This window comes from Micromonospora sp. NPDC049107 (assembly GCF_040648595.1).
Classification (GTDB): Bacteria; Actinomycetota; Actinomycetes; order Mycobacteriales; family Micromonosporaceae; genus Micromonospora.
In genome coordinates this window covers 574974-590101 of record NZ_JBEZEC010000002.1, presented here as the reverse complement: position 1 = coordinate 590101, position 15128 = coordinate 574974, and the positions used below count along the sequence as shown (strand labels likewise).

Annotated in this window: 14 protein-coding genes; 2 read left to right on the top strand and 12 right to left on the bottom strand. The window is 68.4% G+C overall.

Annotated elements, in window-relative coordinates; genetic code table 11:
- The first annotated feature begins 104 nt into the window (after positions 1-104).
- Positions 105-2936, top strand: a complete 2832-nt coding sequence (locus AB0B55_RS07815) for a DUF6042 family protein (RefSeq protein WP_357171051.1) — start codon at positions 105-107, stop codon at positions 2934-2936.
- A gap of 1286 nt (positions 2937-4222) precedes the next feature.
- Here AB0B55_RS07815 and AB0B55_RS07810 read toward each other — a convergent pair.
- The 12 genes from AB0B55_RS07810 to AB0B55_RS07755 form a co-directional block, all read right to left on the bottom strand.
- On the bottom strand, positions 4223-5164 hold the full coding sequence (locus AB0B55_RS07810) for a hypothetical protein (RefSeq protein WP_357171049.1): 942 nt from the start codon (positions 5162-5164) through the stop codon (positions 4223-4225).
- Entirely contained in the window at positions 5164-5688 is a 525-nt protein-coding gene (locus AB0B55_RS07805; RefSeq protein ID WP_357171047.1) for a hypothetical protein, read from the bottom strand. The genes AB0B55_RS07810 and AB0B55_RS07805 overlap by 1 nt, the downstream gene beginning before the upstream one ends.
- Entirely contained in the window at positions 5685-6089 is a 405-nt protein-coding gene (locus tag AB0B55_RS07800) for a hypothetical protein (RefSeq protein ID WP_357171045.1), read from the bottom strand. The genes AB0B55_RS07805 and AB0B55_RS07800 overlap by 4 nt, the downstream gene beginning before the upstream one ends.
- Entirely contained in the window at positions 6086-6526 is a 441-nt protein-coding gene (locus tag AB0B55_RS07795) for a hypothetical protein (RefSeq protein ID WP_357171043.1), read from the bottom strand. Before AB0B55_RS07795 ends, AB0B55_RS07800 begins: the two co-directional genes overlap by 4 nt.
- A gap of 153 nt (positions 6527-6679) precedes the next feature.
- Positions 6680-8320 (bottom strand): ParB/RepB/Spo0J family partition protein, encoded by a 1641-nt coding sequence (locus AB0B55_RS07790; RefSeq protein ID WP_357171041.1) that lies wholly within the window; start codon positions 8318-8320, stop codon positions 6680-6682.
- A gap of 281 nt (positions 8321-8601) precedes the next feature.
- A complete protein-coding gene (locus AB0B55_RS07785; protein WP_357171039.1) occupies positions 8602-9729 on the bottom strand; it encodes a DUF932 domain-containing protein in 1128 nt (375 codons plus the stop codon).
- Between the two features lie 412 nt (positions 9730-10141).
- Entirely contained in the window at positions 10142-10546 is a 405-nt protein-coding gene (locus AB0B55_RS07780) for a hypothetical protein (protein ID WP_357171037.1), read from the bottom strand.
- Positions 10519-10833, bottom strand: coding sequence for a hypothetical protein (locus AB0B55_RS07775; RefSeq protein WP_357171035.1), 315 nt, complete (start codon positions 10831-10833; stop codon positions 10519-10521). Before AB0B55_RS07775 ends, AB0B55_RS07780 begins: the two co-directional genes overlap by 28 nt.
- A complete protein-coding gene (locus AB0B55_RS07770) occupies positions 10830-11822 on the bottom strand; it encodes a DUF4192 domain-containing protein (RefSeq protein WP_357171033.1) in 993 nt (330 codons plus the stop codon). The genes AB0B55_RS07775 and AB0B55_RS07770 overlap by 4 nt, the downstream gene beginning before the upstream one ends.
- 197 nt (positions 11823-12019) lie before the next feature.
- Positions 12020-12526, bottom strand: a complete 507-nt coding sequence (locus AB0B55_RS07765) for a hypothetical protein (protein ID WP_357171031.1) — start codon at positions 12524-12526, stop codon at positions 12020-12022.
- Positions 12527-13083: 557 nt separating this feature from the next.
- Positions 13084-13629, bottom strand: a complete 546-nt coding sequence (locus AB0B55_RS07760; RefSeq protein ID WP_357171029.1) for a hypothetical protein — start codon at positions 13627-13629, stop codon at positions 13084-13086.
- 111 nt (positions 13630-13740) lie between these two features.
- Positions 13741-14376, bottom strand: a complete 636-nt coding sequence (locus AB0B55_RS07755; RefSeq protein WP_357171027.1) for a hypothetical protein — start codon at positions 14374-14376, stop codon at positions 13741-13743.
- 150 nt (positions 14377-14526) lie between these two features.
- Between AB0B55_RS07755 and AB0B55_RS07750 the strand changes: the two genes are divergently transcribed.
- The gene (locus AB0B55_RS07750; protein WP_357171025.1) at positions 14527-15126 is read left to right on the top strand and encodes a hypothetical protein; all 600 of its coding nucleotides are present in this window, start codon (positions 14527-14529) and stop codon (positions 15124-15126) included.
- Positions 15127-15128 lie beyond the last annotated feature (2 nt).

The following is a 15128-nucleotide window of genomic DNA, read 5'->3' as shown; positions in this document are numbered from 1 at the left end:
CTCGCAGATCGGCCGGGACAGCGGCCACTTCCCACGTCTTACCACGGCGCCCGCTCGGCGGAGCCTATGGTTGGTGAGTGAACCGCGCTCGATAACATCGGCTGATGTACTCGCTGACGGTTCAGGAGACGAAGGTTGTCGTACTTGCCGAAGGCAGTAGTTCATCTGATTTGGCCAACGCCAGAGGGCATCTCTTCGAATATTTCATCGCGCGGCTGCTGACCCGCTTCGGGTTCGAGGAACCCCGCCGTGAGAACATCAATGTCACCAGCAGCGGTATCGAGCTCGACGTCGTGCTCAGACATGGTAAAACCGGCCGGACTGTGCTGGTCGAGTGCAAGGCGTACGGCAGTCCGGTCCCGGCCAAGGAACTCGTCGCCTTCTACGGCAAAGTTCACGCGCGGCGGCTGGCCGAACCGGAAACCGAAGGGCTCCTGTTCGCGCTTCCGGGGTTGTCGCGCAGCGGAGCCGAGCAGGCCCGCACCATCCAGGCCAAAGACAGCCTGTTCGCCTACTTCGACGCTGACCGGACCGCCGACATCGCCCGCCAGCTGCACATGATCGAGCCCTTGCCCGCCCCGCTTCGCGACAGAATGCTCACCGACCCGGCCCTGGTGATCACCGAGTATGGGGTGTTTTCTGCGAGGGTCGTGCTGGACACCGACACTCGGCAGGGCACGGAGATCGTCGTCTGGGGCACGGCCCCGGTTCCTGCGAAGGTGCTGGAACTCGTCGCCGAAGACGCGTACGCCCGGGGCCTGCCCGTCTCGCCGTACCGCACTCCGCCGGATGCGCAACCTGTTGGGGTGGCAGCCGACCTACCGGTGCTAGTGGAGGTCCGCGGTAGTGACACTGGCCTCGACTACCGGCTGCCCGCAGCCGCCGAGTTCTTCGTCGGCCGGCGGCAGTTGATCGACCAGATCATGGGAAAGGTCGGCACGGCCTCCTCTATTGTGATCCACGGCAAATCGGGATGGGGCAAGAGTTCGGTCGCCCTGCGCCTCAAGACCGAGATTGAGCGACATGGCGGCTACGCAGCCGTTTTTGACACCCGCACCGCGGGCCGCAGTGGATACGCGGCCGCCGCGCTGGGTTGGTTCGTCGAACAGGCCGCAGCGGCCGGGCACGTCACACTAGGGGACGACCGGTCCTGGAACGGCGTGGCGAACGCCGTCAAGAGTGCCGGCAACGCGACATGGCACACGCCGAAACGGCCCCTGCTGCTGTTCTTCGACCAGTTCGAGGCGGTGCTCACCGACGAACTGGCCTCCCGCGACTTCCGCGACCTGGTCCTCGCGATCGCCGGCACCGACGTCCCGTTGACGCTGGGGTTCGCCTGGCGAACCGACATGGGCGAATGGTTCGACGACCTCGCGCACCCGGTCCGCCACCAGATATTGGCGACGTCCGCGGTGTTCACGCTGGAGACATGGACCGATGACGAGATTGATGACGCCCTGGCACGACTCGACGCAGGGTTGCCGCCCGGCACAAAAGCGAAGCTACGGACGTACTGCCAGGGGCTTCCGTGGCTGCTGAAGAAGCTTGCCGAGCACGTCGCCGATCAGCGTCGTGACATGCTGGCGCATCAGCAGTTCGATGTCGCAGCCCTGTTCGACAAGGACCTCTCGGGCCTGCGGCCGGTGGAAAGGCACACACTGGAGAAGGTCGCCGCGGTGGCGCCGGTCTCCATAGCCGAGGCAGCCGAAATGGTTCCGGCCGCCGTCATCGACTCGCTGATCGCCGCACGTCTGCTGGTGGAGATCGGCGGCCGGCTCGACACGTACTGGGACACCTTCCGCGAGTATCTGATCTCTGGACGACTACCGGAGGAGGTCCGCTCGGACGTCGCGCACTGGCGCCGGGAATGGCAGTTGTCCGGCTGGCAGCGGCTGCTTCCGCACGATGCGATGTTCGTCGAGATCGCCGTCGCCACCGCCACCGTCCTGGAAATCGACGGCAGCCTGGCCGACCTGCTCGACCATCTCGGCGTCGTCCGCGCCGGCGTGCTGCCCGAAGGCACGCAGACGCCCTTGGACTGGGGGATCAGCGACGACAACGACGAGGAGACCAACCTGCTGAAGGCACATTCACGGGAGTCCTTCCGGTCGGCGTTGTCCGCGCTGGACATCAGGGAACCGGCAACGATTGGGGAACTCGCGGACACGTTGGCAGCCATTGGCGTCTACCACCGCAGCGTCGAGGACGGTGTCGAGCGGTGGCGGTGCGAGGACGATCTCCCGCCGGTGGCGCAGGTGCTGACGCTCACCGACCAGTTCGTGCACGACGAGGAACGGGTAGCCTTGCTAACCCGGATCCGGCCGGCCGTCGACCATCTGCTCCGGCACCTTCGCGGCAGGGGATGTCCGGAGGTCGTTGTCACCAGCGTGCAACGGCTCGCCGACGAGGCGTCGATGGGCGGGCCCGCGGTCCGCGACGCGCTCGCCGGCATGATCCGTGACGGGGACACACGCGTCCAGCGGTTCATGAAGGACGTTGATCCCGCTGACCTGGAGCGTATTGCCGAGCACGCCCGCATCACGCTGCTGCTCGACTGGAGCCGAGACGCAGGCGAGGCCGACCACGAGGACGACGACTGGGATGACATCGACCTGCAGCATCTGCGATGGTCCGGGCCGCCGTGGCAGGTCTACCAGAGCTTGGCCGAGCAGTTCCGGCAGGACGACGGCGACGTCATCGCGGTTCTCGGGGCGCTGCCGTTCGCCGTCCGGTTCCCCAACGGCAACAGGATCTTCTACAGCATGGCCCAGGCTGCGGTCGAACAACGGATCTCGGTTCCGGCGGCCGCGGGGGCGCTCCTGGAACTCGCACGGAACGGCCTGTTGATCTGGAATCACGAGGTACAGGAAGTGCAGTTCCGGGAGTCGGAGGACCCAGCGGTGTCGTCTTTCTTCGAGATTGCACCCAGACGGTGATCATTGAAGTCAGCCGCAGGCGTCGAAGCCACCTGGTCGCGCCGCCGTCACCCGGGGGCGACTCTGGTAGCGACCGCCCGGGTGAGCCTTGAATCCACAAACGACGAGGGTTGGAGTAGCACTGACGGTTGATAGCCGTTTCACAGGCATTCGTGATGGTTCTCGACAGGTCGAGCGCTCAGCGACCCGTCACCGGGGTCAGTCGTTGGCGGGGGGCGGCCACTTCCGCCCGGACCCAGGCGACCGCCAGGTCCGACGGACCGACCCACCTCGGGTATCTGGTGCCGAATGCCTGTTAGACCTCGGCGTCGGACGCGGCCTCCCGTGACACCGAGCAGCTTCAGCGGTCGCGGCAGATCACCGAGGCGCTGGCCGATTTCTATGAGCAAGCCGAGCGGGCGGCCGGCGTCACCGCTCAGGGTGCCAAGAAGGCGGTCCGCGTCATCGCCGATGCCGAACGGGGCGCCCGCGAGCCCGCCCGGCTCGCCGCGCAGGCGGTCGCCCGGCTCGAAGCCCTGGGCGAGACTCGTGGGACCATCGCGCAACTGACAAGCCCGTCAGTCAGTGCCGTGCGGAACCTGGTCGGCGAGGCGTCAGCGGCGCGAGCAGAGCCCGGGAATAACCGGCCGTCTCCCGGCCGCGCATACGTAGCGAGCGCGGACGATTCCGGGTCGGACAGCGACACCGACTCTGACCATCTTGGTCTGTGGGGGACTGCGATGAGGGCCGTGTTCGCGGACAGCGCGTCCGTGTCGAGCCGGCGGTAGGAGTCGGCGAGCACGCTGATCACGGTGAGGAGATACCAGCGGATGCGCTCGGGCAGCTCGGCGGCAGTCGCGGGACGGTTCCGCTTCGTCTGTTCGGGCACCCCCGGCACGTCCAGGCGGTGCGGCCAGGTCGGGTCGCGTCGGGTCGGTTCACGACGGCGCCGCCTTTCGCGGTGATGCCGTAGACGGCGACAGGTCGTCCCGGTGGTCGGCGAAGAATTGGTCGCCCTCAGCGAGTTGGATGATGATCCGGTCCCGACGCCCTGGTCATCGAGGACGTGGGGTTTGAACGCGATCGAGCTGCGTAGGTGCGGCCCGGTCACCTGCTAGCAGACGACGCCGGTCGCCCCGGACGTCGGCCGCGACGGCGACCAGGCCGTAGCCGGCCATGGCGTGGCTGGTCTCGGTCATAACGTGGCCCTCGTGGTGGAGACCTCGGCCGGGTCTTGAGAGACGGCGCAGCCATCGCCGGTCGCCGCCTGGGCGTCGGGATCGGTGGTCCGCCGGTGGGTGGTTGTGTCAGGTGCGGCGAAACACGGCGATGCCGGTGCCGGGGATCCTGACGTCGCGGACGGAGTCGCGGAACAGGTGCTCGACGAACGCTTCGGTGTGGAAGAACCGGTCCGGGATATCGGCGGCCCGCAGCGCGCCGGTCCAGCCGCGTCGGTCGCGTTCGACGGTGGCGAAGCCGTGGCGACCGGAGTGGACTCCGACGTACGCGGTGTTGACCGCGGTCGTGATCTGCTCGGCGGTGAGGTCGGTGGTGGTGGCACCTTCAACGTGCAGCCAGTCCCCGACGACCGCTGGCGGCAGGTTGTGGGTGGCGGCGAGGGCTTCGATGATGCACAGCACGTTGATGTCGAGACGGTCGCGGAGGCGGCCGTAGTCGCCGTACCCGAACGCGTCGACGATCAGGACCGGGCCGGTCGCGTCGCAGACCTGCCGCACATGACGTAGCGACTCGGCAGGGTCGGTGGTGATCCGGGTCCAGTGGGTGAGGGTCGGGTCGGCCTGGTCGGCGACGAGCACCTGCGTACCCGAATCACTCCGGTGCGGCTCGGGCCCGGGGCTGCGGCCGTTGCTGGCGTCACGCAGACGGGCCAGGCACTTGATGGCGCCGCGCGACAGGTGGGACAGGGCAACAACGGCTTGGGCCTGGTGGCGAAGCTGGTAGCTGGTCAGCGTGGCAGCGGGTGTGACGACCCGCGCGTTGTAGGTGAGCCACGCGACTGGGGTTCCGTCGCAGGAGACGACGTAATAAATCGTGTCACCGGTCACCGGAGTCCCCCGCTCCCGGTAGACGCTGTCGTGCAGCAGCGCGGCGGCCTCAGGCGTCAGGGCGCCAGCCGGGATGGGCCCGTGGCTGCGGTATCGCAGCGACTGGCCTTGAACCCTCCCGGCGTTCGTGTCGATGAGGTTCCGCATCTCCCGCAACGCCTCGGTCTGCGAACTCCGACTCATCACAGCCCTCCGACATCGCGACGATTCGCGGAAGGGTGTCGTGACGGGCCTGCCGGGGGCCCCTGGTTCACGACCGGTGCCCGCGTGTCGGGCTTCGGGAACGCGTACCGGAACGTGTCGAAGTCCTCCAGAACGAGGGCGAGCCAGGGCCGCCGCTGGCGGGCCGCCGCCCTAAGGAGGTCGATCAGGAGGCGGCCGTCGGAGAACCGCTGGGTCAGTTCGAGGTGCTCGACGAAGTCGTCGCCACCGATTTCGTCGGTGTGCCCGAGTTCCTGGCGGGTACCTGAGCCCCAGCCGTCGGCGTAGACGACCTGCTGCCCGGAGTCGGGCCGGCCCGGGTCGGCGGGCAGGCCGGGGATGCCGTTGCTCATCAGGTAGGTGCCGTCGTCCTTGACCCACAGCAGCGCCGGCACCGCGGGCCGGCCCTCGTCCTCGCGGGTCAGCGACCGCACGTTTTCGGGTGCGGCAAGGGCGTGCTCGGCCAGGCGCAGCGCCTCGTCCAGGGGAAACAGCAGGCTGATCATCGGCGGGTTTCCCTTGTCAGTTGCAGGTCTGGCGGGACGGTGCTGGTCCACGTGAAGGTCATGGCGTCCAAGACCGGACGGCCGTCGACGGTCACCGCGAGCCCGAAGTCGTCGCCGTCCTCGGTGAGCACCTCGACACGCAGATCGGCGCTGCGGTCGGTGGGCTGATACACGCGCACGACGTACTTGTCCGCGGTGACGGCGGCGACCTGTAGCCCGTAGCGGGTCTCGGTCACCTCGGCCTCGATCTCCCACGCCTCATCGATCAGTGGCCGTCCGCTGCCCGAGATCAGCCCACACAGCAGCTCGACCACGTCGGCACCGGAAGGGTCCGCCTCACGGTTGAGAAACGCCGTCAGCTCGTCGACGATCATCGTGTCCGGATGCCGGTCGCCGGTCATCGCGCCGCCCTCGTGGCCAGGACATAGCGGCGGACCCGATCCCAGGACTCCTCCGTCAGCACGCCGAGCGCCCGTGCCTCGTCAAGGTGATCCAGTGCCGCCGGATGGTCCCCGGCCTCGAACGCCGTCTGGGCCGCGGCGAACGCCGTCTCACCCTGCTCGCGGCGCAGGTCGTGCCACTGCTGCGGGTTGCGGACCGGACCGGTCTCCGTGAGCGCCTCGGGATGGGTCCGACCGTAGGCGTAGATCCAATCCCACTCCTCACGAGTGGCTTTGACGATCTCGGCCACGTACCGGCAGCCGTCGCCAGTGACCCGCTGGTAGCCGGGGCCGTGCTCTTCGAGGGCGAGCAGGATCTGTCGCTGGCGGATGCGCACCAGCCGGGCAGCCCGGTCATCGGGGATGGTGCCGGTGGCTGCCTGGGGATTGCTGGTCATGTTTGCGGTTCCGATCAGGTCAGGGGACGGGGTTTCGCCGGAGACGGCCTCGATAGGCGCATCGATGAGGTCCGGGGCACCGACGCGGCAAGACGGCGGGAGGCCAGCGCGCTGCGCTGGCCTCCCGCCGAAGGGCGTTAGTGCGGTGAGACGTCAGACGGTGGTCAGGGACTCGGACTCGGTCAGTTCGGCGAGGGCGAGGTCGGTGACCAGTTCCTCGATCGGGTCGCTGGCCTCGGAATCTGCTCCCTGTCCGCCGCCCGGCTCGCCGCGCTCACCGTCGGCGGTGCCGTCTGCCGGCAGCTCGATCTCGGCGACCTCGCCGTCGAGGTCCGGATCGAGGTCCTGGTCGGCGCTCTCATCGGGCTCCTCGTCGCCCCGCAGGGACTGCCGCAGCGTCATTTCCGCCTCCGACAGGGTGTAGCCGTCGGCGACGAGTTGGTCGAGCCAGAACGCCGCCGAGTCAGCGTCGAATTTCCAGGCTATGTCGGCGGCGGCGTAGCCGAGGTTGCGCTCGTGGGCGCAGATCCACTGCGCCACCAGGCACCGGCGCAACCGGTCCTCACCGGCCGCCAAGATTACGTCTATGCCGTGACCACCCAACGCCGTGTACAGGTCGTCGACGTCGGCGAACCGGATCGAGGCGGTGTCGGCCACGGCGTTGCGCAGCGCCTCGGGGAACAGGCGCTTCGAGGCGCGGGCTGAGGCGTAGGACTTGCGGTAGAAGTCCTGCCGCACGGTCGTGGCCAGCGTGAGGTTCTCGAGATACTCGGCGTGGACCCGCTCGGCTTCCTCCCGCTCGGCCAGCTCATCCTTCGACAGTTGGGGGCCGAATCTGTTGAAGCGGGTGTAGCCGTACCGGTCCGGGTCGGTGCAGTACACCACCGCCCGCGCGGCGTCGCCGAGGCCCTTCTCCACGAACGCGGCGAACCCCGGCCGTGCCATCACCACATCCGGATCGAGGCGCTGCCCATCGGCGTCGACCAACGCGTCGGCGGCCACCTCGAGACCACTGTAAGGGAACGATTTCGGCTTCCCGGTGACCTTCACCCCTGCGAGAACCAGCTCGGCCTTGAGCCGTTCCTTCGCCGCGCCGAACACACGCTTGGACCGCTCCGAGGCGATCGCATGCCGCAAACCCCACGCCGACCCTGTCGCCTTGAGGATCCGGGTGAGGGCGGCGGGTTCCTCGGTGAACTCAGCGAGCGCGGCGGCGTCCTCCAGGGTCAGAGCACCAGCGTCGGCGGCGCCACGGGCCGCCTGCGGAAGCGCACGCAGTTGCAGGGTCTGCTTGACCTTCGCCGTGGGAATCGCGCGGACCTTCGCGATCTGCTCCGGGGACCAGTCCAGCAGGGTGAGCTGGTGAAACGCCTCCGCTTCCTCAGTCGGGGTCAGCCCGATCCGGTGGCCGTTCTCCGCGAGCTGGGCGACGATCTGCAACGCAGCACCCTCGTCGGCGGCGACCCAGCACGGCACCTGGCTCACCCCCAGGTCGATCGCCGCGTACTTACGACGATGCCCGATGATCAACTGGAACATGTTGTCGCTGCCCTCGACCGGGATGACGACCAGGGGACACAGAACCCCGACCACGGCCATCGACGCCTTCAGGTCGGCCAGGTCACCGATGTCGGTGCGCAGGTTGCGCGGGTTGTCGACCAACTCGCTCGGATCGATGTACTCCGACCGAAGCGTCGGCAGATCAGTAGGCGGAATCAGATCGAGACCGTCACCAACGATCTCGCCGGTGACGACCTCGTCGGAAGTGACAGGGGTCAAGGTGGCTGTAGACACGGAAAGTCCTTCCAACAACGGAAAAAGGGGAAGCCGCCCATCGGCCGGCGCGGTGGCCGGGTGAGCGGTGCTGGCCCGATCCGTCAAGGCCGACCGATCGGCACGGCCCCGCAAGACCCACCCCCGGCCGTATCCACGCAGCCGGGCACGGTTGAGACGGGGTGGGCCTTGCGGGGCCAGCCGCGGTCGGCCAGGATCGAGGGCCAGCAACCGCACCCCGGGCATCCCGCCTCAGGCGAGCGGCAGAATCGGTTCGCGAGACCCGAACAGCTCAGCCGCTCTCAGGCAGCGGCTAGGTGCATCGCCTGGATGGCGGTGGACTCCAGTTCGTGCGCCGCGTCGGCGTCGGTCAGAGTTTGCGCCACCGACGTGACGGCGTGCATCACCCCGCCCGCGGACAGGTCCGCGCCGGCGATGAAGTGCGCGAGGATGCTCTGCTGCTGCTCCTCGGTATACCGCAACTGCTGCCCGACCACCTTCAGCGTGGTGTTCGGGTCGGTGATCGGAGTGCCCGCCGCGGCTTCCAACCCCCGCAGCGCCTGCGCGATGTAGTCAGGGTCGAGGAACGCGGTCACCGCGTCCGTGGTCCGCGACGTGATCAGCTCCAGGGTCTTGCGATTCGTCGCCTCCGACGCGGTGACCACCCCGTCGTCAGCGGTCATCCGGGACCCGACGTGCGTCCGGCGCAGGGCGTCACGGCGCAGGGTCATGCCGTTGCGGCACACCTCGAACCGCACCCACGGGGCGATAGAGAACGCCCCACAGCCGGTTTCGGAGTTGCGGATCAGGAAACCGGCCGACACGATCGGCAGGTCGGCACCGGCGCGGCCGTCGAACGGCGACCGGTAGCGGTCCAACAGCCGGGGCGCGGCCACCTGCACCTGCGGTGAGTAGACCCGCAGATACATGCGCCGGTCAGTCAGGTCACAGCCAGCGAACCGCACATGGACACCGGCTTGGCGGATCCCGTCGAGGGCGGCGAAGAGGACGTCAAGGTTGTCGATGCGGGCGTACCGGTCCGACAGCACCGCCCGGGCCACACCGCCGCCGGTGTTACCGCGCAGGCAGCGGACCAGGAACGTGCGGTGGTCGCGCTGCAGCCACCCGTTGACGTTGTCGTCCCACAGATCCGGGTGCTCGGCGGCCAACCGCCGCAGGTAAGCGACGGGGATACCGAGCTTGTCGGCCAGGCCGGTGTTGGCCACATCGTTCGGGGCGTACGTGCCGGCGGTCATCGTCACCCCGTCCGGGCCGAGTTGCGGCTCGGTACCGTCGAGGACCAGTTTCCCGCCGACAGCGCGCATCCGCCCGGCCCCGGCCTTCACATCCACCACGCGGGTGGACTGGTCAGCGAGCATGCGGCGGAGCTGGTCGAGTTCCAGATTCCGGTTGGCCGGCACAGTGATCATCGGAGACACACAAAGCACTCCTTACAACAGTGAGGGGAAAGAGAGGCCGCCCGTCCTCGTGGCCGAACGTGGCTTGATAAAGGCCACAGCGCGCGTCGGGACGGGCGGTGGTGCGCCCGGCCTCCCCGGTGGGGGCTGGGGCACGAGGACAGCTACCCGCCGGTCGCGCCGACGACGTCACAGCCCCGACAAGCCGGAAACAGGCGGGAGACGATCACGGCCGGCAGGCCGAGATCGTCTCCCGCCCCGGCGTGGGCGGGGCTTGACGGCGGCCAGCGGCGGCGGGAGCGTCGGTCCTCGCACCCAGCACCCCGGGGAAGGGCCGGAACCCGGCAAGCCCTGAGTGGGAGCAGGGTGATGTGTCGTTCGCGTCAGCCGGAGGACGGTTGAGGTAAGGATCGAGCGACGGTCATCAGAGCGAGATGACGCTCGGTTCGCCGCCGACGTGGTCGAGCACCTGTTGGAGGGCGTCGGTGCGGGTGTAGTCCCCTCGCCAGATGGTGGTGCAGCGCCCTTGGCGGATGACGTGTACAGCCCAGCCGCCGGGCTCGGGATTGATGACGTGAACGGAATCGGCGTACTGGCCCTCGCCACCGATGACGACGACCGATCGCTGCTGCACGCGGGACAACGTCTCGGCGACCAGGCGAGTGAGGTCGCGTCTGGCGTCGGCCTCGGTTAGTGCTTCGCAGGTGAACGGGTTGAACCCGGTGTGGCCGTCGAGCCGGAGGTCGACGTGCCACGGAGCGCCACGGGTGCCGGCGCGGTAGAGGGTGATCGGTAGGCGGATCACGGATGCCTTCCGGACACGACGCACGCGACTCCTCCTTCCGGGAGGAGTTCGCTGCGGCGTGCGGTCTGGTGCTGCCACGCATGGACCTGGGCGTGGAAGCGGGTGAAGCCGAAGCCGATCAGCTCCTGCTCCTCGGCGAGGAACACGGCGTACACCGGTTCCCAGGCCCGCCATCCGCGGTTCGCCGACGCGACGATCAATTCGGGGGTGGTGGGCATCGACGCGAGTTTCGGTGTGCTGAGCAGATCGGCGTAGGCGTGCAGGTGCTCGCGAATGTTCGGGTCGCCGGTGACGGCCAGCACGGCGCTCATTGCCGCTCCCCTCCGGTCGAGGTCGTGGCGGGTGGCCACGCGCCGACGGTGAAGCCGGGGATGTGCGCGTCGAGCGCCGCGGCGATGAGCAAAGTCAGCCGGTCTACAGGGTTGACCGTCAGGACACGGCGAGCCGCGGCGTGGGCGATCGCCTCCTCGCCGCGCATCCACGCACACCACGCGGCCAGGCTCCCCGGCCCGGTGACGTAGGCGTCGGGCATCCGGCGGGTCATGTCGAGCCACAGATCGCGCTGCCACATTCGCCCCGACGTGGCCTTCCACGCCCGTGCGCGTAGCCGCTTGTCGCGCAGCAGCACACCCAGTTCGGCGACCTGTGCGGTGGTGAGCCGGAACCCGTCGCCGGCCACATCCATGAAGAAGGCCAGCTTCGCCTGCTCCGGGTAGCCCCTGCTGCGGATAGCGGCGATCTCCGCACCGACCGCGGCTTGTTCGACCGGGTCGGGCTTGGCGAGCGCGAGCAGGTGGGACCGGTCAGGTAGGGCGACGATGCCGTGAAACGCGGCCCGCGCCGCCGTCGCGGTGGCCGTCGGATCGAACACCACCCCACCCGAGGCGTCACAGGGGCACCCGAGGCAGAAGTAGTGCCCGACAGCGACCAGGAACGCCTCCGCCACGGGCACGTGACGTGCCAGGTCAGCGGCCACTGCCGCGACCGCGCCGGACGCGCTCAGCGGACCGTAACCGACGACGATCAGGGACTGGGAATTCCCCCGGGCGGCGACGGTACGGACCGTGTCGGTGACGTGGGTGGCAGGCGCGGTCAGATCGTGACGGGCGGCTGCCTGGATCTCGTGGTCGGCCTGGACGAACAGCACCACCAGGCTGTCCGCCGGGTGATAGCCAAGCAGGTACGGCACCAGCCCGAGCAAATCCTCGGGGGTCCGCATCTGAAACGGGAATCGGTTCTCGGGCATGGTGAGGAACTCCGTCAGGTCGCAGGAGAAAAGGAAGAAGCGACGAGAAGCCACGAGCGAACCGCGCAGGGCTCTGCCCCGGGTCGGCGGCTGTCGCAGTGAGGACGTCGTGGCGAACCCGGCGGGGTCGTTGCCCGCGCTGGCGCGTCGACGCCGATTCAGGCGCCGACGCGCCAGTGGCGAGGGGCCGCGCAAGCAGAAGGCGCGCACCAGCGCCTGGGGGTTCGGCGGTTTCCGTCGGCGATCGGGGGTCAGCGGTCCCGGGCCCCGGCCGTCAGAAACACATCGGTGTCCTCGATGACCCACGGGGCGTCGGAGTACCTGGGCAGCCGGCCGATGGCCTGCCGGCGTAGGGCGTTGCAGAACTGGTACGCCTCACTGCCACGCCAACCCGGGTGCTCACACGACTGGTACTCGTAGCAAGACAGCGCCTTGAGGACCACGATCGGGTCCGGAGTTCCCGGAAGCCAGGTGAACAGGTACGGCTCCTCGATCTCGTCTTCGGCGTACCGGTGGTTCACGCTGGCCCGGTTCTCCGCCAACAACATCGCACCGACCCGACCCGCGGTTGGTAGCGTCAGATCGCGGCGGCGCTGGACGGACTCCAGCTGCGACTCCGACGACGTCCAACTGCCCCGATCTGACGTCGCGGTGGGGCTCGGCCAGTACCAGGACAGTGGGTAGCCCGTCTCGGCGAAGCGAAGACCGGCGGTGAGCATCGCGTCGATGTGCACGTTGGGAACCTCGAAGGCACTCATCGGGCACCGACCAGCGGAAACGGGGACAGGGCAGATCGCATGGGACACCTCTTCGGGAGTCGCACGATCGCGTACCCCGACGACGGTGAAGCCGCCGGGGACGCGCTGACTCCCGCCGCGTACCGGCCCGGATGCCCGCAGGCAGGCAAGGGCCCCGGCCAGCACCGGTCACCCGCGCCAACGCCCGACCAGCGAACAGGTACGTCGGTGACCGGTGCGGACGGAAGCGCCCTTTGCCGGACAAGGGCCGGGACGGTAAACGCGCGGGAAGGACAGCACGGCACCGCGCGGCCGCGATCGGTTCGCCACCCGCGACAGAGGAAGACACGCGATGGGGCATCGTGTGGTTCTGACGGTCTCGCTCGATCGGCCCCACCGGGGCGGCGCAAGCTGGCCCCACCGGAGATCGTCGGGGTGGTGGCGTGGCGGCCTGAACTGGCCCCACCAGGCGGCTCGCCCGCGACTACGGTGTGTCACCTCGGCGGGGGTAGCGAGGGCGCGGATCACGGCTACGCCTGATCAAGCGATAGCGGCTGCCGACGTCACCACCTTTGTCGTCAACCGACAGTGGCGGCAGCGGCACCCACCCGCAAACCGGTCCCGCTCCTCTCGATCGCGACGGCCACGACCGGACCCCGCAACGGAAGGCTCCATGTCAACCTGACCACATCCTCGGTCACGTGCTCCCGGCTCGGCAGCCTGCGCTGTCCGGTGCCGTCGATCATCACGAACGAGGTCAACCTCACGTCGCCGTCCGGAACCTCGACCCGTACCCCGTCGCCATCGCTGACCGCGGTCATCGGCAGCGTCGGCAGCTCGGGATCGATCCGCTCGTCGCCGACCTGACCGAGCGGCACAAGGACCAGCAACGGCCAGACCGATCGCAGCGGACCGGTCGAGTAGCGCACCACCACGACCTCGCTCAGCATGTCGGAACGCAACCGGTCGTCCACCGCCAGCCAGCCAGCCGCCGCGCCATCCCCGCCGGCGCCAGCGTCGGCCTCTCGGAGCGCCTTGCCGAGACGGGCGAAGACGGGTTGAAACCCATCCACATCCACATACACGCTGATCAAGTGGTTCCCGGATCGGCCGGGGATGACCACCGCCCCAAGTGGATTGCCCCCACTTGAAGGGCCGGCGGACGCGCCGCTACTGGGCGGGGACAAGGTCAACGTCGCTGGCGCCTCGCCCGAGCCGAAGAGCTAGAACGAACATCAGAAAGTGTTGTAGCCGAGCCGGTCATTCTCGTCCTGCATCGCGGCAGGAATCGGCGGCGATACCCGCTTTGGAGTCGTCACTGGGACGGTCCAGGTCCAGTGTGCGGCTTCTGAGGAACTCGTCGGTCTCCCGCACCGGCACGTCCACTGGTCCATATCCTTGTCGACCGGATGAGGCGGGTAGAACCGCAGCTTCAGTTCCTCGACCAAAGAGGTGTCGCGGTGCGGCCGCAGCACGTCCACGAACACCCGTACCGGCTTGCCGGCGACGTGGGTCATGCCGTTCATTGAGAGCGTTGACCTGCTGTTGCCTTGCACCGTGTCGCCGAGGATCCGATACGAGTGCTTCGGGATGAAGGTGAAGAACAGGTTTTCCTCACCGGTGCGAGGGTTGCGCTCGATGACGAAAGTCGCGTCCGGGTCGCCCGGACGGTAGAACTCATGATCGCGGTCGAGTTCGACCTGCGCGACCTTGGCGGCCGACTCCGCGGAGGCCTTGGCGTGGACCGCGGAAGTCTCCGATGCATCGGCGGATCGTTGCGAGGCCGCGGCGCTTCGAGCGCCATATACCCAGGACACGATCAGGGCCGCGACGCTGACCACGACTGCGGCGACGGTAAGAGTGGTATTCACGGCGCTGGAGCGTAGAGCCAAGGTGTGACAGTTCCGCGTTTGGGAGGCTGTCCAGGGCGGGTTTGTCTGCTTCGCTGCGAGCGCAAATGCACCCTGTCGAGGGCTCCACTTCGGGATGGCGGTCGAGCGGTCGGCACCTACCCTGTGCGGGTGATCTCCGCAGCGGTGCAGAAAGTCGACGTCGTTCACGACTGGATGGACTGGGTCCAACTCCTGGTCGGCGTCCTGGGAGTCCTTGCGCTCTGGTTGGCCTACCGGGCGCAAAGGGAGGCCACCAGGGCGCGGCAGGAGATCCCTGCCGAACGCCGGCGACAGTTCGAGTTGGAAATTCTGCGCGGTGTGCTCGACGACCTCGACGAAAAGCAAGTCCTCCACGAGGTCGAGTTCTCCCCATCCCGCCTGCAGCGCTACCAGCACCGGCTGGCGCCGCTGCCCGACTCGGCGCTGCCGTTCTGGCGGCAGGCAATGACCGTGGATTGGTACGACAGCCTGCCCGACGATCACGGTTTCCGGGCGCGGCAGAAGGCCTTGAGCGTCAGCCGGTTCGCGGTGGTCCAGCAACTCGGCAGTAACCCTGACGACGCAGAGCTCAGGGCCGAAGCCGACCGGCAGGCGGCCGAACTTTCGGCGGCCGCCACCCAGTTCGCCGACGACATCCGCGGGCGCCTGCTGGACGAGTTGCTGGCGGCGATCAGGGAACGAGTTGAAGCGGGCGCTGATCAGCCTCAGCGCTGGTGGCAGTGGCGCTGACG

Excerpts from the sequence above, each read along its gene's own strand:
- AB0B55_RS07815 (WP_357171051.1), top strand. The coding sequence starts at position 105 with ATGTACTCGCTGACGGTTCAGGAGACGAAGGTTGTCGTACTTGCCGAA.
- AB0B55_RS07810 (WP_357171049.1), bottom strand. The coding sequence starts at position 5,164 with ATGAGTCGGAGTTCGCAGACCGAGGCGTTGCGGGAGATGCGGAACCTC.
- AB0B55_RS07805 (WP_357171047.1), bottom strand. The coding sequence starts at position 5,688 with ATGATCAGCCTGCTGTTTCCCCTGGACGAGGCGCTGCGCCTGGCCGAG.
- AB0B55_RS07800 (WP_357171045.1), bottom strand. The coding sequence starts at position 6,089 with ATGACCGGCGACCGGCATCCGGACACGATGATCGTCGACGAGCTGACG.
- AB0B55_RS07795 (WP_357171043.1), bottom strand. The coding sequence starts at position 6,526 with ATGACCAGCAATCCCCAGGCAGCCACCGGCACCATCCCCGATGACCGG.
- AB0B55_RS07785 (WP_357171039.1), bottom strand. The coding sequence starts at position 9,729 with ATGATCACTGTGCCGGCCAACCGGAATCTGGAACTCGACCAGCTCCGC.
- AB0B55_RS07775 (WP_357171035.1), bottom strand. The coding sequence starts at position 10,833 with ATGAGCGCCGTGCTGGCCGTCACCGGCGACCCGAACATTCGCGAGCAC.
- AB0B55_RS07765 (WP_357171031.1), bottom strand. The coding sequence starts at position 12,526 with ATGAGTGCCTTCGAGGTTCCCAACGTGCACATCGACGCGATGCTCACC.